The sequence below is a fragment of the Saccharothrix lopnurensis genome, from assembly GCF_042658445.1.
GTDB classification, from domain to species: Bacteria; Actinomycetota; Actinomycetes; order Mycobacteriales; family Pseudonocardiaceae; genus Actinosynnema; species Actinosynnema lopnurensis.
In genome coordinates this window covers 87,115-112,957 of record NZ_JBHSQO010000018.1, presented here as the reverse complement: position 1 = coordinate 112,957, position 25,843 = coordinate 87,115, and the positions used below count along the sequence as shown (strand labels likewise).

At 74.0% G+C, this 25,843-nt stretch carries 32 protein-coding genes; 18 read left to right on the top strand and 14 right to left on the bottom strand.

Annotation, left to right across the window (positions count from 1 at the left end):
- The first annotated feature begins 114 nt into the window (after positions 1–114).
- From ACFP3R_RS19460 to ACFP3R_RS19440, 5 genes are all read left to right on the top strand, one after another.
- Complete coding sequence (locus ACFP3R_RS19460; RefSeq protein WP_380637656.1) at positions 115–810, top strand: type III secretion system chaperone family protein; 696 nt, start codon at positions 115–117, stop codon at positions 808–810.
- Entirely contained in the window at positions 807–1,586 is a 780-nt protein-coding gene (locus ACFP3R_RS19455; protein WP_380637655.1) for an SDR family NAD(P)-dependent oxidoreductase, read from the top strand. Before ACFP3R_RS19460 ends, ACFP3R_RS19455 begins: the two co-directional genes overlap by 4 nt.
- Before the next feature lie 68 nt (positions 1,587–1,654).
- Entirely contained in the window at positions 1,655–2,008 is a 354-nt protein-coding gene (locus ACFP3R_RS19450; RefSeq protein ID WP_380637654.1) for a hypothetical protein, read from the top strand.
- Positions 2,005–2,895 carry a WXG100 family type VII secretion target gene (locus tag ACFP3R_RS19445; RefSeq protein ID WP_380637653.1) on the top strand — a complete coding sequence of 297 codons (891 nt, stop codon included), beginning with the start codon at positions 2,005–2,007 and terminating at the stop codon, positions 2,893–2,895. Before ACFP3R_RS19450 ends, ACFP3R_RS19445 begins: the two co-directional genes overlap by 4 nt.
- Positions 2,892–3,317 (top strand): hypothetical protein, encoded by a 426-nt coding sequence (locus ACFP3R_RS19440; protein ID WP_380637652.1) that lies wholly within the window; start codon positions 2,892–2,894, stop codon positions 3,315–3,317. The genes ACFP3R_RS19445 and ACFP3R_RS19440 overlap by 4 nt, the downstream gene beginning before the upstream one ends.
- A 79-nt stretch (positions 3,318–3,396) precedes the next feature.
- Here the strand turns inward: ACFP3R_RS19440 and ACFP3R_RS19435 are convergent, their stop codons facing one another.
- Positions 3,397–3,966 carry a hypothetical protein gene (locus ACFP3R_RS19435; RefSeq protein WP_380637651.1) on the bottom strand — a complete coding sequence of 190 codons (570 nt, stop codon included), beginning with the start codon at positions 3,964–3,966 and terminating at the stop codon, positions 3,397–3,399.
- Between the two features lie 93 nt (positions 3,967–4,059).
- Here ACFP3R_RS19435 and pyrE point away from each other — a divergent pair, with 93 nt between their 5' ends.
- The 5 genes from pyrE to ACFP3R_RS19410 all read left to right on the top strand — a co-directional run bounded on the left by pyrE (position 4,060) and on the right by ACFP3R_RS19410 (position 7,671).
- Positions 4,060–4,614, top strand: coding sequence for an orotate phosphoribosyltransferase (pyrE, locus tag ACFP3R_RS19430; protein WP_380637688.1), 555 nt, complete (start codon positions 4,060–4,062; stop codon positions 4,612–4,614).
- 1 nt (position 4,615) lies between these two features.
- Complete coding sequence (locus tag ACFP3R_RS19425) at positions 4,616–5,305, top strand: hypothetical protein (RefSeq protein ID WP_380637650.1); 690 nt, start codon at positions 4,616–4,618, stop codon at positions 5,303–5,305.
- 76 nt (positions 5,306–5,381) lie between these two features.
- Positions 5,382–5,768 (top strand): DUF2784 domain-containing protein, encoded by a 387-nt coding sequence (locus tag ACFP3R_RS19420; RefSeq protein WP_380637649.1) that lies wholly within the window; start codon positions 5,382–5,384, stop codon positions 5,766–5,768.
- Between the two features lie 42 nt (positions 5,769–5,810).
- On the top strand, positions 5,811–6,533 hold the full coding sequence (locus ACFP3R_RS19415; protein ID WP_380637648.1) for a TrmH family RNA methyltransferase: 723 nt from the start codon (positions 5,811–5,813) through the stop codon (positions 6,531–6,533).
- 13 nt (positions 6,534–6,546) lie between these two features.
- Positions 6,547–7,671 (top strand): glycoside hydrolase family 76 protein, encoded by a 1,125-nt coding sequence (locus tag ACFP3R_RS19410; RefSeq protein ID WP_380637647.1) that lies wholly within the window; start codon positions 6,547–6,549, stop codon positions 7,669–7,671.
- A 152-nt stretch (positions 7,672–7,823) separates the two neighbouring features.
- Here the strand turns inward: ACFP3R_RS19410 and ACFP3R_RS19405 are convergent, their stop codons facing one another.
- On the bottom strand, positions 7,824–8,783 hold the full coding sequence (locus tag ACFP3R_RS19405; RefSeq protein WP_380637646.1) for a LacI family DNA-binding transcriptional regulator: 960 nt from the start codon (positions 8,781–8,783) through the stop codon (positions 7,824–7,826).
- 76 nt (positions 8,784–8,859) lie between these two features.
- Here ACFP3R_RS19405 and ACFP3R_RS19400 point away from each other — a divergent pair, with 76 nt between their 5' ends.
- Both ACFP3R_RS19400 and ACFP3R_RS19395 read left to right on the top strand, forming a co-directional pair.
- On the top strand, positions 8,860–9,690 hold the full coding sequence (locus ACFP3R_RS19400) for a PfkB family carbohydrate kinase (RefSeq protein WP_380637645.1): 831 nt from the start codon (positions 8,860–8,862) through the stop codon (positions 9,688–9,690).
- Complete coding sequence (locus ACFP3R_RS19395; RefSeq protein WP_380637644.1) at positions 9,687–10,307, top strand: nucleoside/nucleotide kinase family protein; 621 nt, start codon at positions 9,687–9,689, stop codon at positions 10,305–10,307. Before ACFP3R_RS19400 ends, ACFP3R_RS19395 begins: the two co-directional genes overlap by 4 nt.
- On the opposite strand, the gene ACFP3R_RS19390 is transcribed toward ACFP3R_RS19395, so the two are convergent.
- Positions 10,304–10,969, bottom strand: a complete 666-nt coding sequence (locus tag ACFP3R_RS19390) for a DedA family protein (RefSeq protein WP_380637643.1) — start codon at positions 10,967–10,969, stop codon at positions 10,304–10,306. The two genes, ACFP3R_RS19395 and ACFP3R_RS19390, sit on opposite strands and share 4 nt — an antisense overlap.
- A gap of 288 nt (positions 10,970–11,257) precedes the next feature.
- Between ACFP3R_RS19390 and ACFP3R_RS19385 the strand changes: the two genes are divergently transcribed.
- Positions 11,258–12,634 carry an FAD-binding oxidoreductase gene (locus ACFP3R_RS19385; RefSeq protein WP_380637642.1) on the top strand — a complete coding sequence of 459 codons (1,377 nt, stop codon included), beginning with the start codon at positions 11,258–11,260 and terminating at the stop codon, positions 12,632–12,634.
- A gap of 22 nt (positions 12,635–12,656) precedes the next feature.
- Here the strand turns inward: ACFP3R_RS19385 and ACFP3R_RS19380 are convergent, their stop codons facing one another.
- From ACFP3R_RS19380 to ACFP3R_RS19360, 5 genes are all read right to left on the bottom strand, one after another.
- Positions 12,657–13,427 (bottom strand): DedA family protein, encoded by a 771-nt coding sequence (locus ACFP3R_RS19380; RefSeq protein WP_380637641.1) that lies wholly within the window; start codon positions 13,425–13,427, stop codon positions 12,657–12,659.
- 48 nt (positions 13,428–13,475) lie between these two features.
- Positions 13,476–13,895, bottom strand: a complete 420-nt coding sequence (locus tag ACFP3R_RS19375) for a hypothetical protein (RefSeq protein WP_380637640.1) — start codon at positions 13,893–13,895, stop codon at positions 13,476–13,478.
- 4 nt (positions 13,896–13,899) lie between these two features.
- Positions 13,900–15,057 (bottom strand): N-acetylglucosamine-6-phosphate deacetylase, encoded by a 1,158-nt coding sequence (nagA, locus tag ACFP3R_RS19370; protein ID WP_380637639.1) that lies wholly within the window; start codon positions 15,055–15,057, stop codon positions 13,900–13,902.
- A complete protein-coding gene (locus tag ACFP3R_RS19365; protein WP_380637638.1) occupies positions 15,054–15,974 on the bottom strand; it encodes an ROK family protein in 921 nt (306 codons plus the stop codon). Before ACFP3R_RS19365 ends, nagA begins: the two co-directional genes overlap by 4 nt.
- Positions 15,975–16,222: 248 nt before the next feature.
- On the bottom strand, positions 16,223–16,801 hold the full coding sequence (locus tag ACFP3R_RS19360) for a SigE family RNA polymerase sigma factor (protein WP_380637637.1): 579 nt from the start codon (positions 16,799–16,801) through the stop codon (positions 16,223–16,225).
- Positions 16,802–16,865: 64 nt separating this feature from the next.
- On the opposite strand from ACFP3R_RS19360, the gene ACFP3R_RS19355 reads away from it, so the two are divergent.
- The gene (locus ACFP3R_RS19355) at positions 16,866–17,144 is read left to right on the top strand and encodes a YciI family protein (protein WP_380637636.1); all 279 of its coding nucleotides are present in this window, start codon (positions 16,866–16,868) and stop codon (positions 17,142–17,144) included.
- On the opposite strand, the gene ACFP3R_RS19350 is transcribed toward ACFP3R_RS19355, so the two are convergent.
- Complete coding sequence (locus ACFP3R_RS19350; RefSeq protein WP_380637635.1) at positions 17,141–17,995, bottom strand: SDR family oxidoreductase; 855 nt, start codon at positions 17,993–17,995, stop codon at positions 17,141–17,143. The two genes, ACFP3R_RS19355 and ACFP3R_RS19350, sit on opposite strands and share 4 nt — an antisense overlap.
- A gap of 65 nt (positions 17,996–18,060) precedes the next feature.
- Positions 18,061–18,984: an aldo/keto reductase gene (locus ACFP3R_RS19345; RefSeq protein WP_380637634.1), complete on the bottom strand. Its 924-nt coding sequence runs from the start codon at positions 18,982–18,984 to the stop codon at positions 18,061–18,063.
- Positions 18,985–19,076: 92 nt separating this feature from the next.
- On the opposite strand from ACFP3R_RS19345, the gene ACFP3R_RS19340 reads away from it, so the two are divergent.
- Positions 19,077–19,898, top strand: coding sequence for an LLM class F420-dependent oxidoreductase (locus tag ACFP3R_RS19340; RefSeq protein WP_380637633.1), 822 nt, complete (start codon positions 19,077–19,079; stop codon positions 19,896–19,898).
- Between the two features lie 48 nt (positions 19,899–19,946).
- Here the strand turns inward: ACFP3R_RS19340 and ACFP3R_RS19335 are convergent, their stop codons facing one another.
- Entirely contained in the window at positions 19,947–20,231 is a 285-nt protein-coding gene (locus tag ACFP3R_RS19335) for a DUF427 domain-containing protein (RefSeq protein ID WP_380637632.1), read from the bottom strand.
- Positions 20,232–20,324: 93 nt separating this feature from the next.
- Here ACFP3R_RS19335 and fbaA point away from each other — a divergent pair, with 93 nt between their 5' ends.
- Positions 20,325–21,359 carry a class II fructose-bisphosphate aldolase gene (gene fbaA / locus ACFP3R_RS19330; RefSeq protein ID WP_380637631.1) on the top strand — a complete coding sequence of 345 codons (1,035 nt, stop codon included), beginning with the start codon at positions 20,325–20,327 and terminating at the stop codon, positions 21,357–21,359.
- 54 nt (positions 21,360–21,413) lie between these two features.
- On the opposite strand, the gene ACFP3R_RS19325 is transcribed toward fbaA, so the two are convergent.
- Positions 21,414–22,583, bottom strand: a complete 1,170-nt coding sequence (locus ACFP3R_RS19325) for a serine hydrolase domain-containing protein (RefSeq protein ID WP_380637630.1) — start codon at positions 22,581–22,583, stop codon at positions 21,414–21,416.
- A 68-nt stretch (positions 22,584–22,651) separates the two neighbouring features.
- On the bottom strand, positions 22,652–23,770 hold the full coding sequence (locus tag ACFP3R_RS19320; RefSeq protein WP_380637629.1) for a hypothetical protein: 1,119 nt from the start codon (positions 23,768–23,770) through the stop codon (positions 22,652–22,654).
- A gap of 312 nt (positions 23,771–24,082) precedes the next feature.
- Here ACFP3R_RS19320 and ACFP3R_RS19315 point away from each other — a divergent pair, with 312 nt between their 5' ends.
- Entirely contained in the window at positions 24,083–24,493 is a 411-nt protein-coding gene (locus ACFP3R_RS19315; RefSeq protein ID WP_380637628.1) for a DUF3151 domain-containing protein, read from the top strand.
- Positions 24,494–24,498: 5 nt separating this feature from the next.
- Positions 24,499–25,608 (top strand): FUSC family protein, encoded by a 1,110-nt coding sequence (locus ACFP3R_RS19310; protein ID WP_380637627.1) that lies wholly within the window; start codon positions 24,499–24,501, stop codon positions 25,606–25,608.
- Here ACFP3R_RS19310 and ACFP3R_RS19305 read toward each other — a convergent pair.
- Positions 25,589–25,837: a hypothetical protein gene (locus tag ACFP3R_RS19305; RefSeq protein WP_380637626.1), complete on the bottom strand. Its 249-nt coding sequence runs from the start codon at positions 25,835–25,837 to the stop codon at positions 25,589–25,591. The genes ACFP3R_RS19310 and ACFP3R_RS19305 overlap by 20 nt on opposite strands.
- Positions 25,838–25,843: the final 6 nt, after the last annotated feature.

The window sequence follows — 25,843 nt, the reverse complement described above, 5'->3', positions numbered from 1 at the left end:
TCGTGTCGATCCGGGTACCCCGACCTGCGCCTTCGGGTAACGGCTTGATCCGAACGCGCGAACCGCGCCACCGGTGATCTTCGATTGTTCCCCCGCGCCCGCTACTCTCGCACCGTGGGTATCCCGGCGTGGGTCTGGTTCACCGTCGCCGCCGTCGCGGGCGTCGCGGGGTTCGCCCTGCTCGCCACCGACCGGGCGCAACGAACCGCGCGTAACCGCGAGCGCCGCCGCTGGGCGGCGCTGCGCGGCTGGCAGTTCGAGGAGACCGACCACGTGCTGCCCACCCGGTGGGAGAGCGGCGCGATCGCCTACTACGGCGCGGGCGTGGCCAAGGACGTGGTGGCGGGCTCGACGTTCACCGCGGACGGCCGCCGGCAGGTCTACGTGCTCGACCACGAGACGAGCGGCAAGGTGAACTCGGTGCTGGTGGGCGTGCGCTGCCGGCGCGCGCTGCCGGTGGTCGTGGAGCTGTGGCTGCCCAGCGTGCCGTTCCAACGCGACCAGATGCCCGACCTGCTCGGACCGGTCGGCTCGCGGTACGCGTTCGTCAGCGAGCTGCCCGCCGCGCGCAAGCTCATCACCCCCGACCTGGTGGACGCCGCCGAGGAGATCGGCGCGGACGTCACCGTCGTGTGGCTGGAGGACGACTGGGTGCTGGCCGCCGCGCCGCCCGGTTCCACCCCGGCCCGCCTGGAGCGGCTGCTGCGCGACCTGGGCGAGCTGGCCGACGTGGTCGACCCGTTCGACGCGGACGACGAAGCCGACGTCGGCGCCGAGGTCCACCGCCCGCAGTTCGGGCGCAAGCCGTGACCCCGCCGATCGCCCTCGTCACCGGCGCGTCCTCGGGCATCGGGGCCGCGTTCGCCCGCAGGCTCGCCGCGGAGGGCCACGACCTGGTGCTGGTCGCCCGCGCGGTGGACCGGCTGGAGGAGCTGGCCGCCAAGCTGCGCAACGCGCACGGCATCACCGCCGAGGTGCTGCCCGCCGACCTGTCCACCGCGGGGGGTCGGGCGGCCGTCGCGGACTTCCTGGCCGCGCGCGAGGTGGACCTGCTGGTCAACAACGCGGGCTTCGCGCTGGCGAGCGAGTTCGTCACCGCCGACCCGGCGGCGCTGGAGTCCCAGTTGGACGTGAACGTGACCAGCGTGCTGCGCCTGACCCGCGCGGCGCTGCCGGGCATGATCGCGCGCGGTCGCGGCGCGGTGGTGAACGTGGCCAGCGTCGCCGGTTTCCTGCCCGGCCGCGGCACCACCTACAGCGCCGACAAGGCGTGGGTGATCTCGTTCTCCGAGGGCATGTCCATGGCCACCGCGGGCACGGGCGTGCAGGTGATGGCGCTGTGCCCGGGTTTCGTGCGCACCGAGTTCCACCAGCGCGCCGGCATCGACATGTCGAAGACGCCCGCCCTGCTGTACCTGGACGCGGACCACGTGGTGCACGACGCCCTGGCCGACCTGCGGGCCGGCAAGCAGCTGTCCATCCCGGGCACCCAGTACAAGACCATCACGCTGTTCGCGAGGCTCGCGCCGCGGGCCCTGGTCCGGCGGATCGCCTCGCGCGTCGCGGGTGGCCGGGGCCGCACGTAGGTCCGCGGGAACCCGACGCCCGTCCCGCCCGTCCGAGTCCACCAGTTGGATCGAGGAGGGGACGGTCGATGGGCGAGGAGTTCAGGGTGGAGCCGCCGGAGTTGCGCGGCTGCGCCGAGTTGCTGACCCGCAACGCGCGGCACTTCCAGGTGATCAAGGAGCACGCGGTCGTCAAGGGCGGTGACACCTCCGGGTTCACCGGCCTGCTCTCGCTGCTCCAGCCGGTCGTCACCGGTGTCGCGGGCCTGTACGGCGAGACCCTGGACTTCGCCCACCGGATGATGGTCCGGGAGGCCGAGGGCCTGACCGGGGCGGCCGACACCTACCAGCGCGGCGAGGAACTGGTGCTGAGCCGCGTCGACCGGGTGCTGGCGCAGCTGGCCGACGTCGCCGAGGCGCCCACCGTCGGGGGCGGGCGGTGACCGCGTACGCCGACGTCGAGGACCCGGCGGTCGCGCTGGGCGCCGCGGCCGAGGACCGGCCCGGACGGCAGTCCACCCGGGAGCTGATCGAGAAGGCCGGCTGGAAGATCCAGGGCGTCAACTGGATCTACGAGAAGGTCACCGGGGAGAACCTGGTCGAGTCGCTGATCAACCCGCTGCTCGGCGACTTCGAGAAGATCGACGAGAACGCCAACGCCTGGGACCGGGTCGCCAAGGCGCTGGACTCCGTGCGGCACAACGTGGACGCGGGCGTCGGTCAGCTCTCGCCGCACTGGGACGGCGGCGCGGCGCAGGCGTTCGAGCTGCGCATGAGCACCATGTGGGTCGTCGCGATCGAGGCCGACTCGCAGGTCGCGCGGATCATCGGCAACCAGTTCCGGTCGACCGCCTCCACCTGCCGCACGGCGTGCGGGCTCGCGCTGACGCTGCTGGACATGCTCGTCGGCAAGCTGATGGAAGCCGCGATGACCGCGTGGATCCCGGTGGTCGGCTGGGGGCGCGCGGTGTGGATGGTCTACGACGCCGTCCAGATCGCCGACGCCATCCGCAAGATCATCATCTCCATCCAGGCGCTCATCGAGGGCGTCCAGGGCATGGTCGACGGCATCGTCGCGATGGGCACCGCGCTGACCAAGCTGAAGGACGTGCGCGACGTCGGCGACCTCCTCGACGTGCTGGACGCCTACCAGGACGGCAGGGAGAAGTACGACAACGGCGCGGCGGCCGCGAAGTCCGGCGGCATCGGCATCGCGATGGGCGGCTACGGGCTCGGCAAGGCCGGCCACTCGGCCCACGGCCGCTACCAGACCCCGCCGCCGACCCCGCCCGCCCCGGTGGGCGCCGGCTCCGGCGGGGGTGGGCAGTGACCTTCCCCTACGACAGGGCGCGGTTGGACGCGCTGGTCGCCGACGTGGACGCGCGGCTGGCCACCGTGGAGGAGACCGCGCGGGCGGCGAGCCGGGTGCGGATGCGGTCCCCCGGGCTCGGCGCCGCCGACCTGGCGGCGATCTCGCGCTTCGCGAACTCGCCCGACGCGCCGCGCGAGCTGAAGGACCTGGCGCGGCGGGTCGACGCGGGCGAGCTGTCCTGGCGGGACGTCGCCTCGGGGCGGGCCGCGGACGACGAGGGCGTGCAGCGGGCGCTGCGGACCGGGGTGCCGGACCTCCGACGCGCCTACGCGGCGATCCGGGAGGGCGAAGACCCGGAGGACGTGGTGGAGGCGGGGCGGCCGCGCGTGGTCGGCGACGACGAGGACGGGCCGAGCCGGTTCACCGAGGACGCCTGGTAGGTCGGGACGCGGTGTCCCGCGGCGCCGGTGCCGTCGGTATCGGTGCTGCCGGCGGGGCGCCGCGCGGCCCGGCCCCGGCTCAGACCGGGGTCGGGAAGTCGAAGCCGCCGCTGCCCGTGTGGTTCGTGCCCGCGCCCCGGACCACGTCGTAGGCCACGGCGGTGGCGATGGCCAGTGAGCGCAGGGGTTCCGGTGTGCCGGGGCGCAGGCGGAGCACGTCCCGGCGCACCCGCTTCCCGTCGCGCTCGGCGATCGCGCCCGCGCCGAAGCTCGCGACCTCGTGGAACAGCGCCACCCGCTGCCCCGCCGGGTCCAGCAGGCCGTACGCGCCGCGGCCCTCCAGGCGCACCGCGCCGAGCGGGGCGCCGTCCGGGCCCGCGACCCGGGTCGGCGGTCGCCAGCGGCCCTTGTCGATCAGCAGCAGCGGCTGCCCGCGGTGGGCCAGCGCCAGGGCGAACCCGGTCCGGCCGGAGAAGCCGGTCAGGCGCAGCAGCCCGCGCAGCGGACCCAGCGGCCCGCGGTCGGTCACCGTGGCCAGCGGCTCGCCGCCCTCCGCGTGGACCCGGACCTCGTACCGGGAGCCGAACAGGTGGCGGCCCACGCCCCAGGGCTGCTCGATGACCAGGGTGTCGACGCCGGGGAGGATCACGGTGCGCAGCCTACGGCGGGGTCGTGGTGTGTCGGGGCGCGACGGTGTACGACAGCCTTGGGTATGACAGTCTTGGCACCCGTGCGAACCGATGTGGTGCTGGACCCCGACGCCAAGGCCGAGCTGGCGCGGTTGGTGGGCGAGTTGGCCGTCGTGCACGGCAAGGTCACGCTGTCCTCGGGCGCCGAGGCCGACTACTACGTCGACCTGCGCCGGGCGACGCTGCACCACGCGGCCGCGCCGCTGATCGGCAGGCTGCTGCGGCAGCTCACCGCGGACTGGGACTTCGCCGCGGCGGGCGGGCTCACGCTCGGCGCCGACCCCGTGGCCTGCGCGATGATGCACTCCGCCGCGGCCTCGGGCGAGGTGCTCGACGCGTTCGTGGTGCGCAAGGCCGGCAAGCAGCACGGGATGCAGCGCCAGGTCGAGGGCTTCGACGTCGCCGGGCGGCGCGTGCTCGCGGTCGAGGACACCTCCACCACCGGCGGCAGCGTGCTGACCGCCGTGGAGGTGCTGCGCGCGCACGACGCCACCGTGGTCGGCGTGGCGACCGTGGTGGACCGCGGCACGGGCGCGCGCGAGGCCGTCGAGGCCGCCGGCCTGCCCTACCGCTACCTGCTCGACCTCGCGGACCTGGGTCTGGACTGACGTGGTCTCCCTGGTCCTGCTCCTGGTGGTCGTGGCGATCCTCGGTGTCGGGGTCGCCGTGGGGTTGTCGCGCCGGAAGCGGAACCCGTTCACGGACCAGGGGTTCGTGACCGACTGGGAACAGCGGATGCGCGCGCTGGAGGCGTCCCTGGGGTGGCGGTTCGTCGCCGAGGACCAGGGCTTCCAGGAGCGCGTGCCGCAGATCGGGCGGATGCTGGAGTCCGACCGCAGCCGGGTGAAGTTCCAGCTCGTCGGGCACTGGCGCGGGGCGCCCGTGCTGGCGGTCGAGGTGGTGCTGCGCACCGACAACGCGGTGACCGCCGGGTACCGCGCCTACTCGGTCGTGGTGGTGCCGCGGCCGATGCCGGGCCCCTGGGTGCTGATCAGCCCGCGCAGCGACACCGCGTGGAGCCTGTTCGAGCAGTTCACGGCCACCGGCGACCCGGTGTTCGACGCCCGCTACGAGGTGCGCCGCAAGAACCCGGCGTTCGCCTCCGCCCTGCTCGGCTCCGGCCTGGCGCAGGCGCTGCTGCACGACCCGCGGGCCAACGGCGTGGCGATCGCCTTCGACGAGCACACCCTGGCCGCCGCCGTGCCGGGGCCGCTGGTGGGCGCGCCGCTGTCGGTGCTGGCCGACCTGCTGCTGGACGTGGCGGGCAACGTGCCGTGGCAGGCGCTGCCCAGGGGCTGACCGGCGACGATCGATAACCGGGAATTCCCCGACACGTGATCGTCAACGGGCTTACCCTGGGTGCAGGGAGGTCCCTATGGTCGCGCACGCGTTAGCCGAGTTGGTCATGGTGGTGCACTTCGGGGTCCTGGGTTTCCTGGTGGTGGGCGGCTTCCTGGCCTGGCGCCGGCCCGGGGTCCTCTACTTCCACGCGGCCATGGCCACGTGGGGGCTCCTCGTCGTGCTGTTCCCCATCCCCTGCCCGCTGACCTGGCTGGAGAACACCTTCCGCGCCGCCGCCGGGCAGGAGCCCCTCGCCGTGGGCTTCATCGACACCTACATCGACGGCGTGCTCTACCCGGATTCCGCGGCGCGCCTGGTGCAGGTGCTGGTGGCGCTGGTCGTGCTGGGCTCCTGGGTCGGCTTCTACCTCCGGCGGCGCGCCGAGCAGCGCACGTCGCGCGGCGCCGAGGTCTGCCGCTGACCCGACCCGTCACTACCATGGCCCGGTCCGTTCGGGGGTGTCGTGGTCGGGGGTGTGGTGGTCGGGCAGGTCGTCCTGGAGGGTTTCCACGCGGTCAAGCACGCGCTGCGGTTCGGCGCGCGGGTGCGGTCCGTGGTGGTGCTGGACCGGGACGGGGCGCTGGGGCTCGCGCGGTCCCACGCGCCCGACCTGGTGGGCGAGTTCGAACGGCGGGCCGAGGTCGTCGGCGCGGACGAGTTCGTGCGGCGGGTCGGGCGGACGCACCCCACGGGGGTCGCGGGGATCGCCGAACGCCCGGCGGAGCCGGTGGACCCCGTGCCGCCCGCGCCGCTGGTGCTGCTGGACAACCCGCGCAACCTGGGCAACCTGGGCGCGGTGATCCGGGTCGCCGCGGGGCTGGGCGCCGGGGGCGTGGCGTCGCTGGGCGACGTCGACCCGTGGCACCCGAACGTGCTGCGCGGCAGCGCCGGCCTGCACTTCGCGCTGCCGGTGCGGCGGCTGGGCGGCGTGGACGAGGTCGTCGGGCGCGTCGTGGCGTTCGACGCCGGCGGGGTGGACCTGCGGGACCGGCGCATCCCGGACGACGCCGTGCTGGCCTTCGGGTCCGAGCGCCACGGGCTGTCCGACGCGGTGCGGGCGCGGGCCGACCTGGTGGTGTCCCTGCCGATGCGGCCGCGGGTGTCGAGCTACAACCTCACCACGAGCGTGGCCATGGCCCTCTACCACTGGGACCTGTTCCGGCGAGCTTCTCGACCGGTTCAGTAGGCACCCTGGGCACGTGACCACACCGAAGCTCCTCGCCGCGCGCGCCGATGTCGCGGAGCGTGCCGTCGAGTCCCGGCACCTGCGCCGCGTCTGGGGGCTGCCGGGCACCGCGCTCGGCGCGGTCTCGTGGCCCGCCGGTCCCGGCGACCGCCTGCACGTCCGGTTCAACTACTGGTGGCAGGCGCACCTGCTGGACTGCGTGCTCGACGCCCAGCTCCGGTCGCCGCGCGAGGCCCGCGTGGCGCTGGTGCGTCGGCTCGTGCGCGGCATCCGCGTGCGCAACCTGGTCGGGTGGACCAACGACTACTACGACGACATCGCCTGGCTGGGCCTGGCGCTGCTGCGCGCCCGGCACGAGGTCGGGGTGGCCAGGCCCGGTGCCGTCGCGACGATCGCGCGGCACCTCCGCGACGCCTGGACCGACCACGGCGGCGGCGGCATCTGGTGGAAGCGGCACGACGACTTCAAGAACGTGCCCGCCAACGGCCCGGCGGCGATCTTCTTCGCCCGCCTGGGCACGCCGGCCGACCTCGGGCGGGCCCGGTCCACCGTGGACTGGGTGGACGGGTGCCTGCGCGACGGGGAGACCGGGCTGCTGTGGGACGGGCTGCACGTCCACCCCGACGGGTCGGTGCGGGAGGTGGAGAAGAACTTCTACACCTACTGCCAGGGCGTGGTGCTCGGCGCGTGCGTGGAGCTCGGCGGCGCGTACGGCGACCAGGCCGCGCGGATCGTCGACGCCGTGGCCGAGCACCTGGCGGTCGACGGCGTGCTGCGCGGGCACGGCGGCGGTGACGGCGGGCTGTTCGGCGGCATCCTCACCCGGTACCTCGCGCAGGCGGCGCTGCGGCTGGACCGGCCGCAGGCGGCGCGGGCGGCCGACCTGGTGTTCTCCTCGGCCGAGGCGGTGTGGGCGAACCGGGCCGCGGTGGTCGGCGGGCCGCTGTTCGGTCCGGAGTGGGGCGAGCCCGCGTGCCCGCCCGCGGGGGGCGCGGCGCCGGGGCACCGGTGGGGGCGGGGGCCGGAGCGGGGGTGGGCGCGGCCGGAGCGGGACCTGTCCGTGCAGTTGGGCGGGTGGATGGCGGTGGAGGCCGCCGCGTTGTTGGAGCGCAACGGGATGGCGCCGGGGCGGCGGTGAGCCGGGTCCGGGAGGTCGGGTCTGGTGGCGGGGTTCGGGGTCTGGTGGCCGGGTCTCGGAGGCCGGGTCCGGCGGGCCCGGGGTCGGGCGAGCGGTGGGTCTCGTCGGGCCCCCAGCCCTGGTCCTCGGCCCCAGCCCCCGGCCTCCAGCCCTCAGCCGTGGCACCCGCACGACTCGCGGTGCCGCAGCGTCGGCGGCAGCCGGATCGTCCGGGGCGCCCGGTCCGGGTCCTCGATGCGCGCCAGCAGCAGCCGCACCGCGGTCCGGCCGATCTCCTCCACCGGCTGCGCCATCGTGGTCAGCGGCGGGTCGACCAGTTCGGACCACTCGACCTCGTCGTAGGTCACCAGGGCCAGGTCCGAGCCGACCCGCACGTCGTTCGCGCGGGCGGTGCGCAGCACGTCCACCAGCACGTGGTGGTCGCTCACCACCACCCCGCTCACCTGCCCGAGCAGCGGCCCCAGGGACGTCCGCACCAGCGCCTCGTCCCACGCCAGCCCGGCCCGGCCGAGGCCCAGGCGGTAGCCGAGCACGCGCTCGTCGGTGGTGGCCAGCCCCGGGGTGCCGGACACCAGGCCGATCCGCCGGTGCCCCAGGTCCGCCAGGTGCCGCACCAGGGTGGACGTGGCCTGCACGTTCTCCGGGCCGACCTGGTCGGTGTCCTGCGCCACGGTGAGCCGGTCCACCAGCACCGTCGGCACGCCGAGCCGGCGCAGCTCGGGCAGCGCCGCCGAGCCGGACGTGGGGGTGAGCAGCACCCCGTCCACCCGCCGGGACCGCAGCATCCGGACGGCGGCCTGCTCGCTCTCCGCGTCACCCCGGGTGTTGATCAGCACCAGGGTGTGCCCGGCGCGGGTCGCCTCGCTCTCGATCGCCGCGATCAGCTCCGCGAAGTACGGGTGCGACACGAGCGACACCGCGAGCCCCAGGGACTTCGTGCCGCCGGTGACCAACGACCGGGCGATGGCGTCACCGGTGTACCCGGTCTCCTCGATCGCCTTCAGCACCCGGTCCCTGGTGTCCGGCGCGACCGGCCTGGTCTCGTTGATCACGTGTGAGACCGTGGTGATGGAGACGCCGGCGAGACCGGCGACCTCCCGCATGGTGACCATGGAGCCGTCCCCGTCTGAGCTGCGCAAGCGATTGCGTGCCGAACAGTACCTGGTAGGAGGTCGGAACGTGGTTTCCGTGCTCTGTGTCGGCCTGACCACCGTGGACGTCAGCCAGTCGGTGGCCGAATTCCCCCTGCCCGGTGAGAAGGTGCAGTCACTGGGTGTCCACCTGGCACCGGGCGGTCCGGCGGCGAACGCGGCACGCGCGGTGGCCGCGCTGGGGCACCGGGCGGTGCTGCTGACCGCCCTGGGCGGCGAGCTGGGCGCGTTCGCCCGGGAGCGGCTGCGGCCGGTGGAGGTGCGCTCGGTCGGGGCGGGCGGCCCGGCGCTGAGCATGGTCGCGGTCCGGGAGCGCGACGGCGAGCGGACCGTGGTCTCGCGCAACGCGGAGGGGTTCGCGGTGGAGGTCGCCGACGGGCTGGTGGAGGCGGAGGTGGCCGGGGCGGACGTGGTGCTGGTGGACGGTCACCTGGGTCCGCTGGCGCTGGCGGCGGCCCGCCTGGCGCGGCGGCGCGGCGTGCCCGTGGTGCTCGACGCGGGGAGCTGGAAGCCTGTGCTCGACGACCTGCTGCCGCTGGTGGACGTCGCGGCGTGCTCGGAGGGCTTCGGGATGGCGGAGCGCGAGGTGCACGACCGGGGTGTGCCGCTGGTGATCCGGACGCACGGCCCGCGCCCCGTCACCTGGTCGCGCGGTGGTGCCACCGGCTCGCACCCTGTACCTGTTGTCGAGGTGCGCGACACCAACGGCGCGGGCGACGTGTGGCACGGCGCGCTGGCGGTGGCGGTCGCCCGGGGCGACGAACCGGCCGACGCCGTCCGCTGGGCCAACGAGGTCGCCGCGGTGCGCGTGCGCAACACCGCGTGGGACTGGGTGGAGGAGCTGGGACGGTGGCGGGACAGTCGGTGAGGTTCGACGAGCTGGTCGACCGGGCCCGAGCGCTGGTGGACACCGGCGAGCGCAGGCTGCTCGGCATCGGCGGGGCGCCGGGCTCGGGCAAGTCGACGCTGGCGCGGCGGCTGGTGGACGCGCTCGGCGCGGACGCCGTGCTGGTCGAGATGGACGGGTTCCACCTCGCCCAGCGCGAGCTGGAGCGCCTGGGCATCGCCGACCGCAAGGGCGCGCCGGACACGTTCGACATCCCCGGTTACGCCGACCTGCTCGCCAGGCTCAAGGCGTGCGGGCCGGACGTGGTCTACGCGCCGGAGTTCCGCCGCGAGATCGAGGAGCCGGTGGCGTGCGCGGTGCGGATCGACCCGGCCGTGCCGCTGGTCGTCACCGAGGGCAACTACCTGCTGATGCAGTACGACAAGTGGAAGCGCGTGCGGGTCGTGCTCGACGAGGCGTGGTTCCTGATGATCGACGAGGACCTGCGCGTGGCGCGGCTGATCGACCGGCACGTCCGCTACGGGCGGTCGGTCGAGGACGCGCGGGAACGCGTGCTGCACGGCACCGACCACGTCAACGCGCTCATGGTCAACGCGTCGAAGTCGTCCGCGGACCTGCTGATCACCGAGGTGGTCTAGCGGGCCACGATCTCCTCGTCCTCCACCGGCTTCTTCATCTCCTGCCGGTAGCGGTGCAGGCCGAAGGCCGTGCCGAAGACGAAGAACGCGACGCTCGCCACGACCGCGACCGTCTCCAGCCACGGCACGGAGGCCAGCAGGCCCGCGCCGTAGTAGCCGGCCAGCACCAGGGTCGGCACCCAGGCGATCGCGCCGATCGTGGTGGCCAGCATGAACCGCTTCGGGTCCATGCGCGCCGCGCCCGCGATCATCGGGGCCAGCGTGCGGACCCACGGTATCCAGCGGGCCAGCACGATCGCCCAGAAGCCGCGGCGGTCGAGGAAGTCGCGGGCCTTGGCCAGGTTCTCCTTGTTGAGCACCTTGCCGCCGCGCCGGGCCAGCAACCTCGTGCCGGTGTGCCGGCCGATGTAGTAACCGATCTGGTTGCCGACGACGGCCACCACCAGCGCGACCACGGACAGCAGCCAGGCGGACAGCTCGCTGTCGTGCGAGGCGAGCACCACGCCGGCGGCGAACAGCAGCGAGTCGCCGGGCAGGAACAGGCCGAAGATGAACGCGCACTCGAAGAAGATGAAGCTCAGCGTGATGAGCCACACGGCCGTGGGACCTGCGGAATCAAGCGAGCCGAGTGCGATCGTTTCGGACGATGCGGACAACACCACGTGTGCAGCCTACGTGGGAGCGCGGCGAGGTCCGGAGGACTCCGGGAGAACGGCTCGCCGAAAAGTCCGGGCCGGGTGGGACGGGGGTGGGTGCGGGGGCGGGGCCGTCGCGGGATCGGGGGCCGGCGCGGGGGCGGCGCGGGACCGGGCCTGGCGCGGGCTGGGGCGGGGCGGTGGGCGAGGCGGGGCGGTGGGCCGGCGCGGGATCGGGGTGGGGACCCCGGGACCGGGGAGTGGTCGGCCGGGCACGCACTGGAGTCGGCGGGTGAAGCGGGTTAGCGTGGGTGGATGGGGTCGTTGCTGGCCGAGCTCCGCGCCGCCGTCGGTGTTGACGGCGTGCTGACCGATGTCGACGTCACCGCGGCCTACCAGCGGGACATGATGCCCCTCGCCCCGTTCGGGACGCCGCTGGCCGTCGTGCTGCCGACCTCCGCGGAGCAGGTCCGGGACGTGGTCCGGGCGTGCGGGCGGTCCGGCACGCCGATCGTGCCGCGCGGGGCCGGCAGCGGGCTGTCGGGGGCGGCGAACGCGGTCGAGGGCTGCGTGGTGCTGGCCATGACGAAGATGAACGCCATCCTGGAGGTGGACCCGGACAACCGGCTGGCCGTGGTCGAGCCCGGGGTGGTCAACCTGGACCTGCGCGGCGCGGTGGAGAAGCACGGGCTGTTCTACCCACCGGACCCGTCCAGCTACGACTGGTGCACCATCGGCGGCAACCTGGCCACCAACGCGGGCGGGCTGTGCTGCGTGAAGTACGGCGTGACCACCGACTCCGTGCTGGGCCTCGATGTGGTGCTCGCCGACGGCGAGCTGCTGCGCACCGGGCGCCGGACCGTCAAGGGCGTCGCCGGGTACGACCTGACCAGGCTGTTCGTCGGCAGCGAGGGCACGCTGGGGGTCATCACCCGGGCGACCCTGGCGCTGCGGCCGCTGCCGCAGGCCCCGGCCACGCTGGTGGCCGCGTTCGACGGCCCGGCGGCGGCCGGCGCGGCGGTCAGCCGGGTGGTCGCCGAGGGCGTGGTGCCGTCGCTGATGGAGATCATGGACCGCACCTCCATCGAGGCCGTGGAGCGGTTCCTGCGCACCGACCTGGGCGCGGACGGCGCGCTGCTGCTGTGCCAGTCGGACTCGGGCGGGGAGGCGGCCCGGCGGGAGCTGGCGGCCGTCGAGCAGGCGTGCGCGGCGGCCGGGGCCGACCTGGTCTACGCGACCGAGGACCTGTCGGAGGGGCGCGACCTGCTGGCCGCGCGCCGGGCCGTGCTGCCCGCGCTGGAGGTCTACGGGGCGTGGCTGACCGACGACGTGTGCGTGCCGCGGACCAGGATCGCCGACCTGATCGCCGGGTGCGGGCGGATCAGCGGCGAGGTGGGGCTGCGGATCGCCGTGGTCGGGCACGCCGGCGACGGCAACATGCACCCGACGATCGTCTACGACCCGTCCTCGGCGGACGAGTTCGCGCGGGCCCGGCGGGCGTTCGACGAGATCCTGGGCCTGGGGCTGGCGCTCGGCGGGACGGTGACCGGCGAGCACGGCATCGGGAAGGTCAAGCGGGAGTGGCTGGCGCGCGAGATCGGGCCGGTGGGCCTGCGGGTGCACCGGGAGATCAAGAGGGCGCTGGACCCGGGGAACCTGTTCAACCCCGGGTCCATGTTCGAGGCGCGCTGACTTCGAGCGCGTCCGCGGACCCTCAGTCCAGGCGCTTCATCCGCTGGGTGACGGCGTTGTCGTCCACCAGGTCGTCGACCAGGTCGTCCACCCGCTCGATGACCTGGGTGATGTCCTGCGCCTCCTGCGCCAGCAGGGACTTCTTCTCGCGGCGGGCCTTGATCACCTCGACGATGATCGGCACGACCGAGAGCAGGACGATCAGGATCAGCATCATCTCGATGTTCTCCCGCACGAACGGGATCTGGCCGAGGAAGTAGCCGAGGACCGTGAGGCCCGCGGCCCAGGCGATGCCGCCGATGAAGGAGTACGTGAAGTACTTGCGCTGGTCCATGCGGCCCACGCCCGCCATGGCGGTGATGAACGTGCGCACGATGGGCACGAACCGGGCCAGGACGATCGCGCGCGCGCCGTACTTCTCGAAGAACTCCTCCGTCTTGTCGACGTACTCCTTCTTGAAGATCTTCGACTCGGGCTTGCTGAACAGGGCGGGGCCCGCGCGGTAGCCGATGTAGTAGCCGACCACGTTGCCGAGCATCGCGCACGCCGTGAGCAGCACGCACACCAACCACAGCGGGTAGTCCAGCAGACCGGTGGCCACGAACATGCCCGCGGTGAACAGGAGGGAGTCGCCGGGCAGGAAGAAGCCGACCAGGAGGCCGCACTCGGCGAAGATGATGAAGCAGAGGCCGACCAGCATGTAGGGCCCGAGTCCTGAGAGCAGGACCTGCGGGTCAAGCCAGTCCGGGCCGAGGGCAATCGTGGAGGTGGGCGCGACCGTCACGGCCCTCACGGTACAGGTCCCGCCGGGGAGGGCCGCTCACCCACACCTGAGCGGTGCTCACCACAGCGTCATCACGGCCACGACCGTGCCGGCGGCCAGGCCCAGCAGGACGGCGAGGACCAGCAGCCAGGCCGTGCCGGCGGGACCGGTGGGGCCCGGCGGACGGTTCCGGGCCCAGGGCCGGGCCCGGGCACCGCGCCGACCGCCGGACGGGGCGCCGACCGGTGACCCGTCGGCCGAGGACCGACCGGCCGAGGACCGAGCCGCCGACAGGTCCGCCGTCAACCGATCCGCCGCCGACAGGTCCGCCGCCGACCGGTCACCCGCCGGCTCTCCCGGTCCCGGCCCCTGCTCCCGCTCCGGTCCCCGCTCCCGCCCCCGCGGCTCGGCCGCCACGGCGAGGAGCTTGTGCGCGCCGGAGCTGGTGACCTGGGCGCGCAGGGCTTCGGCCACCAGCTTCTCGGGGTCGTCGGGCACGGGGTCAGTCTTTCACCCACGCGCCCCGGCTCATCACCTCGCGCGGCTTGAGGTCGTCGTCCAGGACGACGATGTCGGCGCTGAGGCCCGCGGCCAGCCGGCCGGTGCGGTCCTCCAGGCCGAGCAGCCGCGCCGGTCGGGTCGAGGTGGCGTGCACCGCCTCGTCGACGGTCAGGCCGCACGAGGTGACGGCGTTGCGGAAGGCCACGTCCATGGTGAGAGTGCTGCCCGCCAGGGCCGCGCCGCCCGCGAGCGTGGGCACGCCGTCCACCACGCGGACCTCCAGGCCGCCCACGTCGTAGACGCCGTCGCCCACGCCGGCGGCCGCGATGGCGTCGGTGACCAGCACGGTTCGGCCCCGGCCGGCGTGCCGCGCGGCCAGCCGGACGGCGGTCGGGTGCAGGTGCACCAGGTCGCAGATCAGCTCGACGGTGACGCGCTCGTCGTCGAGCAGCGCGCCGATCGGGCCCGGTTCGCGGTGGTGCAGCGGCCTCATGCCGTTGAACAGGTGCGTGGCGACGCTCGCGCCCGCCTCGACCGCCGGGCGGATCTGCGCCTCGGTGGCGTCCGTGTGGCCGATGGCGGCCAGGACATCGTTGTCGACGAGGTGGCGGACCGCGTCCACGCCGTGGTCGAGCTCCGGCGCGACGGTGATCATCTTGACCGCGCCGTCGCCCGCCCCGAGCAGCCGGTCGATCGACCGGCGGTCCGGCGGGCACAGGATGGCGGGGTCGTGGGCGCCGCAGCGGGCGGCGGAGAGGAAGGGCCCCTCCAGGTGGATGCCCGCCAGGAGGCCGTCGCGGACCAGGTCGGAGAGCGCCCGGACCTGGTCGGCCAGCTCCGGGATCGGGCGGGAGACCAGGCTCGCCAGGAGCGTGGTCGTGCCGTGCTTGCGGTGCGCGTTGGCCGCTTTGACCACCCGGTCCGGGTCGGCGCTGGTGAACGCCTCACCCCCGCCACCGTGGCAGTGGATGTCCACGAAGCCCGGGACCACCCAGCCGCCGCCCAGTTCGGTCGTCGGGCCGTCCGGCGGCGCCCCCTCGCCGACGGCCGCGATCAGGCCGTCGCGCACCGCGACCCAGCCCCGGTCGAGCACCCCCTCGGGCGTGACGACCCGACCACCGGTCAGGGTCACGTCCACGGGTCCACCCCACGTGCTCATGTCTCCTCCAGCATGTTGATGGCCAGCAGCGCGGCGCCGAGGCACCCGGCCTCGTCGCCCAACGCGGCCAGCCGCAGTTCCGGGCGCCGCTGGAACGTGACCAGCTCATCCAGCCTTCGGGTGAGCGGATCGGTCAGCAGCGGTCCCGCCAGTGCCAGGCCGCCGCCCAGCACCACCGCTTCCGGGCCCAGCAGGGCCGCCACCAGCAGGATGCCCTTCGCCAGGGCGTCCACCGCCTCGTGCCAGGTGATCGCCGCGTCCGGGTCGCCCGCCCGGAGGCGCGCCGCGACCTCCGCCGCGCCGCTGACCCGCGTGTTCGCGCGTTCGCCGTAGCGGCGGGCGATGGCCGCGCTGCCGGCTCGCGCCTCGACGCACCCTGTTTGGCCGCAACCGCACGGGTCGGGGTGGCCCACGTCGACGTGGCCGATCTCGCCCGGGGCGTCGATGACGCGGTGGTCGACGACCAGGGCGGCGGCGATGCCGGTGCCGATCGGCATGATCACCGCGTTGCGCAGGTCCCGGGCGTTGCCCAGGCGAAGCTCGGCCAGGCCGCCCGCGCGGACGTCGTGGCCGAAGGCGACCCGGGCGCCGGTGGCGGCCTCAAGGTTCTTGGTGAACGGGTAGTCGCGCCAGCCCAGGTTCGCGGAGTAGACGCCGGTGCCGGTCGGCTCGTCGACGATGCCCGGGACGACGAGGCCGACCGCGTCCACCGGGTGCGGGCCGGCCGCGCGCAGGTCGGCGACCAGGGCGGCGACGTCCTCGACCACGGCGTCCCCGGTGGGACGGGTCGGTCGGCGGCGCTGCGCGAGGGTGGTGGGCGGTCGGCCGGGCCCGGCGTCGCCGACGCCGCTGATCAGGGCGGCTTTGGTTTCGGTCCCGCCTACGTCCACCGCGATTACGTGTCTGGTGCGCGCCACGAGGACCGATACTGCGGCATGTGACCGCCATTGGTCTATACCAAGTGCCGGATTGGGTTGGTTTGGACACGTCGACAAGACGGTTGGACCCCGCGAGTCGAACACCCGGGCCCACCGTGTCGAACACTCGGGACAGGTGAGTTCCACACTCGAACCCCGCGAGTCGTACGCCCAGATCCGGCGAGTCGTACGTTCAGACCGCGCGAGTCGTACGTCCAGGACCCCTGAGTTCAGCGTTCAGCGCGCCGTCAGCGGTTGGCCATGATCTTCTGCAGGGCGTCCAGGGCCCGGCTGGCGGTGCTCTTCACGGTGCCCTTGGAGATGCCGGTGGCCTCGGCGATCTCGGCCTCGGAGAGGTCGCCGTAGTAGCGCAGGACCAGCACCTCGCGCTGGCGCGGCGGCAGCTGGGACAGCGCCGCGACCACGGCCTGGTGCTCGGCGGTGAGCATGGCGAGGCTCTCCGCCGACCGGGCGTTGGCCACGTGCGGCGGGGTGTAGTCGCGGGCGGTCTTGCGGCGGCGCAGGACGCTGCGGGAGCCGTTGACCACGGCGGTGCGCAGGTAGCCGACGGCGGCCTGGGCGTCGCGCAGGTTGGCCCAGTGGCGGTGCAGGCCGGTGAACGCCTCCTGGACCACGTCCTCGGCCGTGGCCGGCTCGTCGACCAGCAGGAGGGCCAGGCGCACCAGGCGCATGCGGTGCTGCCGGTAGAGGTCTTCCAGGGTCAGCGGGCCGCTGGGGGCCGGGGCCTTGCTGTCCTGGATGCGCAGGTTCGTCAGGGTGTCCTGCACGCGTGCGACGCCGCCGCTGTTCTGATCCGGACCGACCACGGGGATGACGTTACCCGGTGGAGGGGTAGCTTCGGCGCGGCGTTGGACAACGGAGGTGGGTCGCATGGCTCGGTTCGCGGTCGAGTGGGTGTTCGGCGAGGACCAGGAGGGACGGCTGGTGGTCCGGCCGGCGCACCGCGAGTACCTGGCGGAACTCGTGGAGCGGGGCGTGCTGCTCGCGTCGGGGCCCTGGGCGGACCAGTCGGGGGCGCTGCTGGTCTACGAGGTGGCGGACGAGGCCGCGCTGCGCGAGGTGCTGGCCGCCGACCCGTACACGCGCGCCGGCGTGGTGGCCGGGACGCGCGTGCACGAGTGGCAGATCGTCACGGGCGCCTGGCTCTAGGGCTTCCCTGCCGCGGTCCCACCAGGTCCCACCAGGCCGGACAGGTCGTTCGCGGCCATCTCCCGGTCGGCGGCGGGCACGAGTCCGCGCGCCTGCCGCTCCACGATCCGGGGTGCGAGCGCGCGGACCAGCTTGAGGGCACCCACCCAGGAGGGCACGTGGACGGCCCTCGCGCGGCGGGTGATGCCCCTGACCACGGCCTTGCCCACGGCGGAGACCGGGTACTTCTTGCTCGCCAGGCCGGGCATGCCGGCGCGCAGCGGACCGAACACCGGGTGCTCGTCGGCGCTGTTCACCATGTCCGTGGAGATCCACGAGAAGTAGGCGGTGCCGACGTCCACGCCCAGGTGGCGGACCTCCGCGCGCAGGCTGTCGGCGAACGCCTCGCAGCCCGCCTTGGCCGCCGAGTAGGCGGCGTTGCCGGGGATGTGCACGATCGCGGCCAGCGACGACACGACCAGGCAGTAGCCGCGGCTCGCGATCAGGTGCGGCAGGCAGGCGCGGACCGTGCGCCACACGCCCAGCAGGTTGACCTCGATGACCCGTTCGAACGCCGCCGGGTCCATGGAGCGGATGAAGCCGGTGGCGGCGACGCCCGCGTTGGCCACCAGGACGTCGATGCCGCCGTAGTGGTCCACGACCTCGCCGACGGCGCGTTCGAGGGCCTCCCGGTCGGTGACGTCCGCTTCCCACGCCCGGCCGCCGCACTCGGCGGCCACCTGCCGCAGCTGCTCGCCCTCCAGGCCGACGAGGGCCAGCCGGGCGCCCTCCCGGGCGAGCCTGCGGGCCGTTTCGGCGCCGATGCCCCTGGCCGCGCCGGTGATCAGGACAACCTTGCCCGCAACGTCCACGGTGACCTCCTCAGGGCTGGGGAGGTCACCGTAACGCAACTTACCGCCAGTAAGCTACTGGTCGGTTAAATTGAACTCAGGGTCTCGACCTCCTCGGCGCCCAGGCGCAGCGTCAGGGCCGGGAGCAGGGCCTTGAGCTGCTCCTCCGTCCTCGCGCTGGCGATGGGCGCGGCCACGGTCGGCTGCGCGGCGAGCCAGGCCAGGGCCACCGCCGCCTGGGTGGTGCCGTGCGCCTCGGAGATCTCGTCGAGGGCCCCGAGCAGCCGCAGCCCGCGCTCGTCGAGGTACTGGGAGGCGGCCTTCGCGCGGACGCTGTCGACCTCCACGCCCTCGCGGTACTTGCCGGTCAGGAAGCCCTTGGCCAGGCCCCAGTAGGGGGCGGTGGCCAGCCCGTGGGCCTGAACCGCCTCGCGGAGTTCGCCCTCGTAGGAGCGGTCCACGAGGTTGTAGGGCTGCTGGAGCGCGACGAACGGGGCGAGGTTCTCGCGCTCGGCCGTCGCCAGGGCCGAGGTGAGGCGCTCGGCGGTGTAGTTGGACGCGGCGACGTACCGGACCTTGCCCTTGCGGACCAGCGCGTCGAACGCGGCCAGGGTCTCCGCCTGGTCGGTGCCCGGGTCGTCCCTGTGGGCGTAGTACAGGTCGATGTGGTCCACGCCCAGGCGGCGCAGCGAGTCCTCGGCGGCGCGCTCGATCGTGTCCGCCCGCAGGTTGTCCAGGCCGTCGAGCATCCCCACCTTGGTGGCCACGACCACGTCGTCCCGGTTGCCGCGCCGGGCCAGCCACCGGGCGATGACCGCCTCGGACTCGCCACCGGTGTGGCCCTCCGCCCACGCCGAGTAGGCGTCGGCCGTGTCGATGAAGTCGCCGCCGGCCTCGGTGAAGCCGTCCAGCACCGCGAACGAGGTCTCCTCGTCGGCGGTCCAGCCGAAGACGTTGCCGCCCAGGCACAGGGGCGCCACGTCCAGGTCGCTGGTTCCCAGTTTCGTCATGCGGCGAACGTAACTCCGGGACGCGGTCGGCGCCGATCGGAGCAGGCAGGACTAAATCGAGCGGTCCGGTGGTTGCTCCGACGGGAGGCGAGATGGCTGTTGAGTTGGGGCTCTGGGGCGTGTGGGGCCGGGCGGACCAGTGGGTCGGCCGGGGCGAGGACGCCGCCGAGCTGGAAGAACTCGGGTACGGGGCCCTGTGGCTGGGCGGGTCGCCCGACGGGTCCGCGATCGGGACCGCGGGCGAGCTGCTGGGCGCCACGGGGCGGATCGCGGTGGCGACCGGGATCCTGAACGTGTGGACCACGCCCGCCGCCGAGGTGAACGAGGGCTACCGGGCGCTGGCCTGGACCGACCGGTTCCTGGTCGGCATCGGGGCCGGTCACCGGGAGGTGGTGGGCGAGGCGTACCACAGCCCGTACCGGAAGCTGTTGCACTACCTGGACGAGCTGGACGTGCCCCGGGACCGGCTGGCGCTGGCCGCCCTCGGGCCGCGGGTGCTCGCCCTGGCGGCGGCGCGGACGAGCGTCGCCCACCCCTACCTGGTGACGCCCGAGTACACGGCCGGCGCGCGCGAGGTCGTGGGGCGCGGGGTGCTCCTGGCCCCCGAGCAGCACGTGGTGCTGGAGGAGGACCCGACGCGGGCCCGTGAGCTGGCCCGGGAGGGGCTGGCGCTCTACCTCGGGCTGCCCAACTACACCCGGAACTGGCTGCGGCACGGGTTCACCGAGGACGACCTCGCGGGTGGCGGCAGCGATCGGCTGGTCGACGCCCTGGTGGCCTGGGGTTCACTCGACCGTGTCGTGCGGCGGGTGCGCGAGCACCACGATGCGGGCGCCGACCACGTGGCGGTGCAGGTGGTCGGCGCCGCTGACCTCCGGGCCGCGCACCGGGAGCTCGCGGCCGCCCTGTTCTAGTCGGACACCTCCTGGTCGGGCACCTCCTGGCCGGACACCTCGGACTTCCTAGTCGGACACCTCGACGCCGCGCCAGAAGGCGACGTGGCCCTTGATCTCGGCCGCCGCCGCCTTCGGCTCGGCGTAGTACCACGCGGCGTCGGGGTTGTCCCGGCCGTCCACGTGCAGGGTGTAGTAGTTCGCCGTGCCCTTCCACGGGCAGACCGTCGTCATGTCCGACGGCCTGAGGTACTGCTCGCGGACGGACTCCAGGGGGAAGTAGTGGTTCCCCTCCACGATCCGGGTTTCCTTGCTCTCGGCGATGACCTCGCCGTTCCACCGTGCGGTCGCCATGACCCCACTATGCCGGTGATCAACTGCGGCCGGCGGGGGTAGCCGTAGGATGCTGCCGACACCGCGTTCCGGGCACCCGAGGAGGACCCACCGATGCCCATCGCAACCCCCGAGGTCTACGCCGAGATGCTCGACCGCGCGAAGGCGAACGAGTTCGCCTACCCCGCGATCAACGTCACCTCGTCCGAGACCCTCAACGCGGCCCTGCGCGGATTCGCGGAGGCCGAGAGCGACGGGATCATCCAGGTCTCGACCGGTGGTGCCGAGTTCGCCTCGGGCACCAAGGTCAAGGACATGGTGACCGGCGCGGTTGCGCTGGCGGAGTTCGCGCACGTCGTCGCCGAGAAGTACCCGGTGAACATCGCGCTGCACACCGACCACTGCCCCAAGGACAAGCTGGACGGCTACGTCCGCCCGCTGGTCGCGATCAGCCAGGAGCGGGTGGACCGGGGCCTCAACCCCCTGTTCCAGTCGCACATGTGGGACGGCTCGGCCGTGCCGCTGGACGAGAACCTGAAGATCGCCTCCGAGCTGCTCGACCTCACCGCCAAGGCCAGGATCATCCTGGAGATCGAGGTCGGCGTGGTGGGCGGCGAGGAGGACGGCGTCGCCCACGAGATCAACGAGAAGCTCTACACCTCGCCCGAGGACTACCTCAGGACGGTGGACGCGCTGGGCGCCGGCGAGAAGGGCCGCTACCTGGTGGCGGCGACCTTCGGCAACGTGCACGGCGTGTACAAGCCGGGCAACGTGAAGCTGCGCCCCGAGATCCTCAAGCAGGGCCAGGACGTGGTGGCCGAGAAGCTGGGCCTGCCTGCCGGCTCGAAGCCGTTCGACCTGGTGTTCCACGGCGGCTCCGGCTCGCTGCTGGAGGAGATCCACGAGGCGCTGACCTACGGCGTCATCAAGATGAACATCGACACGGACACGCAGTACGCGTTCACCCGTCCGATCGTGGGTCACTTCTTCCAGAACTACGACGGCGTGCTGAAGGTGGACGGCGAGGTCGGCAACAAGAAGGCTTACGACCCGCGGTCCTACCTCAAGGCCGCCGAGCAGGGCATGGCCGCCCGCATCGCCCAGGCGTGCGAGCACCTGAAGTCCTCCGGCCGCATGATCGCCGGCTGACCACCGAGGCACGTCGAAGGCCCCCTCCGGGTGTTCCCGGAGGGGGCCTTCGCGCTACCGGCCGTACATGCGGCAGACGGCCGCGTCCACCAGGGCCCGCTGGGCCTCGGCGGCCTCGGGGCGCGCCAGGTCGTAGGTGGTGGTCAGCAGCACGGTGACCGCGCGGGCGCCGGTCGGGTCGGCGTAGTGGTGGCTGCGGTAGCCGGGGAAGCCGCCGGAGTGGCCCCAGACCGTGCCGCACGGGGAGCGGACCTCCACCACGCCCAGGCCGTAGCCGTGGCCGTCCCCCCGGGGCACGGAGGCGCGCAGCTCGGCCAGGTGGCCCGCCGGGAGCAGGCGGCCGGACATCAGCGCCCCCAGGAAGCGCTGCCAGTCGCGCGCGGTGGACACCAGCCCGCCCGCCGCCCACGCCTGGTGCAGGTCGATGCCCGTGACGTCCACGTGGTCGTGGCGGCGCGGCCCGGCGAACCCGTCGCCGACGGGCGTGCCCGGCGGGAACAGGGGCGCCAGGTGCTCGGGGTCCGGCTCGTAGCCGTGGGCGTGCCGGCCGGCGAAGCGGGCGTCGCGGGGCAGGTAGGTGTCGCGCAGGCCGAGCGGCCGGGTGATCCGGTCCACCACGAGGCTCTCGTAGGACCGGCCGGTCGCGCTCTCCAGGACCAGGCCGGCCAGGGTGTAGTTGGTGTTGCTGTAGTCCCAGCGCGCGCCCGGCGCGAACAGCGGCGGGTGGTCGAACGCCACGGCCAGCAGGTCGGCGGGCGTCCACGGGTCGGTGGTCCGGCCGGTCAGCAGGGGCAGCGCGCGGGCGTCGTCCAGGTAGTCGAACAGGCCGCTGGTCTGGTTGAGCAGCATCCGCGTGGTGATGGCGCCGCCGTTCGGCACGGTGCCGGGCAGCCACCGCTCGACCGGGGCGTCGAGGTCGAGCACCCCCTCGGCGTCGAGCTGGAGGGCGAGGGTCGCGGTGACCGTCTTGGTGTTGGAGGCCATCCGGAACTCGTCGCCGGCGCGCAGGTGGTGGTCGGCGCGGGTCCAGCCGGCCTGCCGGACCAGCTCGGTCACCCGGCGGCCGTCGTCCACGCGGACGACGACGCCCGGGATGCCCGCGGCCAGCGCCCGCCCGACCGCGGGGGGGGGGGGGGGGGGGGGGGGGGGGGGGGGGGGGGGGGGGGGGGGGGCCACCAGCGCGGCGGCCACCAGCGTGGCGGTCGGGGACGCGGCTCTGCGCATCGGGTGCTCCCCCCTGAGGATCTTCGGTGTCGCCGTCGATCCTCGGGGGGAGAGCCGCACGGGCGGGATCAGGCGGCCACCAGCGTTTCCCGGGGGGTTCTCCTCACCACCAGGCGGTCGACGGCCAACCACAGCACGGCCAGCACCAGGAACGCCGCGACGGCCGACGGGTAGGAGATCGGCGGCGCCGCGTCGACCGACTGCTGGGCCCAGATCCCGCCGTAGCCGAGGCCGGTGACGGCCGCCGCGCCGACCACGGCGGCCAGCGGCGCGGGCAGCCGGCCCAGGTGGGCGGCGTCCACGGCCAGGCCGATGAGCAGCAGGAACAGCGGCACGGCGGACAGCGGGAAGTCCGCGCCCGCGAGCAGCGGCCAGATCAGGCAGCGGTAGGCGACGTAGCCGCCCGCCACGGCGGTCGCGGCCCAGCGCCGGTCCAGCGTGCGGCGGGCCAGGACGAGCACCAGGGCGGCCGCCACCAGCCCCCACACCGGGTACACCCAGTCCGCGATGGGCAGCGAGAACTGCACCACGGACTGCCGGTCGACCGGGCGGCCGATCTGGTCCGCCGCGAACTGGAGCAGGATCGGCTCGGCGTACGGGTCGCCGCGGTCCCACGAGGCGATCTCCAGCACCCCGTACTCCTGGTGCTGGTTCGGGAACCAGGCGTTCTCCAGGAAGAAGAACCACAGCGCGGCCAGGCCCGGGACGCGCCACCGGTCCGCCGGGTAGTGCTGCCGCCAGCCCCTGATCGCGCCCGCGAGCATGATCGCCGTGCCCAGGTAGAGCAGGGCGTGCGAGCCGCTCCACGAGGTGATGTCCAGGCCGTTGACGCGGTGGTTGATCAGGTCGATCGGCAGTGCGATGAGGAACACACCGGTGCCCCACTGCATCAGGCGCAGGGCTTTGTGGTCCGCCCCGTAGCCGGTGTAGGTGTGGAAGAGCGTCAGCCCGACCACGAGCGCCGTGCCCAGCGTGTTGATCATGTGCGGCGGGGCCAGCTCGTCCCGCAGCCACTTGAAGTGCCAGGCCACGTCCCACGACGAGCCGAGCAGCTTGAGCAGCAGGCCCGCCAGCCACAGCCGGTACAGCACCGCGGCCAGGTCGGTCGGCGTCTCCCGACCGGGCTCACCGCGTTCCCAGTACAGGTCGCGGTAGTGCGCGACCCGGTCCACAACCCCCGTTTTCACCCGCCCATGATGCTGCCCGGTCCGGGCCACCGGAAGGGTGCTGTCCCCCGGTCTTTTCCGGCCACCCCTTAGGGGGACGGTCCGTGACCAGGGAATTCCGCACCGTTTTCGCCTCGCCGGGTGACGGTCGTTGCTCCGGGTGGCCGAAGGGTGCAGGGTGCGGGGCTGAGAGTCCGCTGAGAACCGGGCTGAGAACCGGGCCGAGAACCAGGGAGTGTCGAATGGGCAAGAAGGTCGTGGCCGGCGTCGTCGTCTCCGCCATGGTGCTGGCACTGCTCGCGGCCGCCGCGTCGGTCTTCCTATCCTGACCGCATGGAAAACCTGTTCGGTGGTCCCGAACCCACGTTGCTGCCCGAACGGCCCGAGGCGCAGGCCGCGGCCGAGGCGGGCACCGACCCCGGCAAGATCGTGCGCGCCTACCCCGACTTCAGCGAGGCGTGGGCGCTGCTCGCCGAACGGGCGTTGCAGACCGGCGACCCGGTCGCGGGCTACGCCTACGCGCGCACCGGCTACCACCGCGGGTTGGACCAGCTGCGCCGGTCGGGCTGGCGCGGGCACGGCCCGGTCCCGTGGTCGCACCGACCCAACCAGGGCTTCCTGCGCGCGCTGGCCGCGCTGGCCCGCGCCGCCGACGAGATCGGCGAGACCGAGGAGCACCAGCGCTGCCGGCAGTTCCTCGCCGACAGCGACCCCTCGGCGCCCGCCGCGCTCGGCCTGAGCTGACGCGCGTGGTCGGGGTGCGCGCCGAGGTGGCGCGCAGGCTCCAGCGGTGGCGGAGCACGGCCCTGCCGATCACGCAGGCCGGGCTCGCCGCCGGGTTGTCGTGGCTGGTCGCCACCGACGTGGTGGGCCACGCGCACCCGTTCTTCGCGCCGATCGCCGCGGTCGTCTGCCTGGGCGTGTCGCTCGGGCAGCGGCTGCGGCGGGTGGTGGAGCTGGTCGTCGGCGTCTCGGTCGGGGTCGGCGTCGGCGACGTGCTGATCTCCCTCATCGGCTCGGGGCCGTGGCAGATCGCGCTGGTGGTGGCGCTGGCGATGTCCTCGGCGGTGCTGCTGGACGGCGGCGCGGTGATCGCGTTGCAGGCCGGGTCGTCGGCGGTGCTGGTGGCGACCCTGCTGCCGCCCAGCGCGGGCGGTGGGCTGGACCGCATGGTGGACGCGCTGATCGGCGGCCTGGTCGGGCTCGCGGTGACCGCGCTGCTGCCCGCGAACCCGCTGACCGTGGCGCACCGGCAGGCACGGGTGGTGTTCGGCGAGCTGGCCGCCGGGCTGCGGGGCGTGGCCGCGGCGGTGGCCGAGCGGGACGCCGCGCGGGCGGCCGGCGTGCTGGCGCGGCTGCGGGACAGCCAGGAGGCGATGGACGAGTTCCGCTCCGCGCTGCGGACCGGCGGCGAGATCGCCACCATCGCCCCGATCCGCTGGCGCAGCAGGCACGACCTGCGCCGCTACGAGACGGCCGCGGTGCCGCTGGACTACGCGCTGCGCAACACGCGCGTGCTCACCCGGCGGGCGCTGGCGGCCCTGCGCGACGGCGAGCGGGTGCCGGAGGTGCTGCCCGACGTGCTGCGGCAGTACGCGGCGGCGGCGGACCTGCTGCGCACCGAGCTGGGCCGCGGCGAGGAGCCGGAGCGGGCGCGGAGCGCGGTGTGCGAGGCGGCGCGGGCGACCACGGGGCAGCTGGGCGGCGAGGGCTTCTCCACCCGGGTGGTGCTGGCGCAGGTGCGGTCGGTGGCCGTGGACCTGCTCCAGGCCACGGGCCTGTCGCGGGCCGAGGCGGCGGAGTCGCTGCCGCCCCTGACCCGCGGGGGCGGCGGCGAGGTCACCCCTCCGGCCGGTTGAGCACGCCGAGCAGCACCCGGTGCACGGCGTCGAGGTCGCGCGGGTCGGCCAGCCGGCACGACGCGCCGGTGACGGCGTACCACTCCTCCGCGCCCTCGTAGCGCACCAGGGCGCGCAGCACGCCCTTGTCCAGCGTGGTGCGCAGCTCCAGGTCGCCGGTCACCACGCCGACCTCGTCGGTCATCACGCCGCCTGGTCCGGCCACGAAGGGGGAGGAGCGGTCAGCCATCGGTCA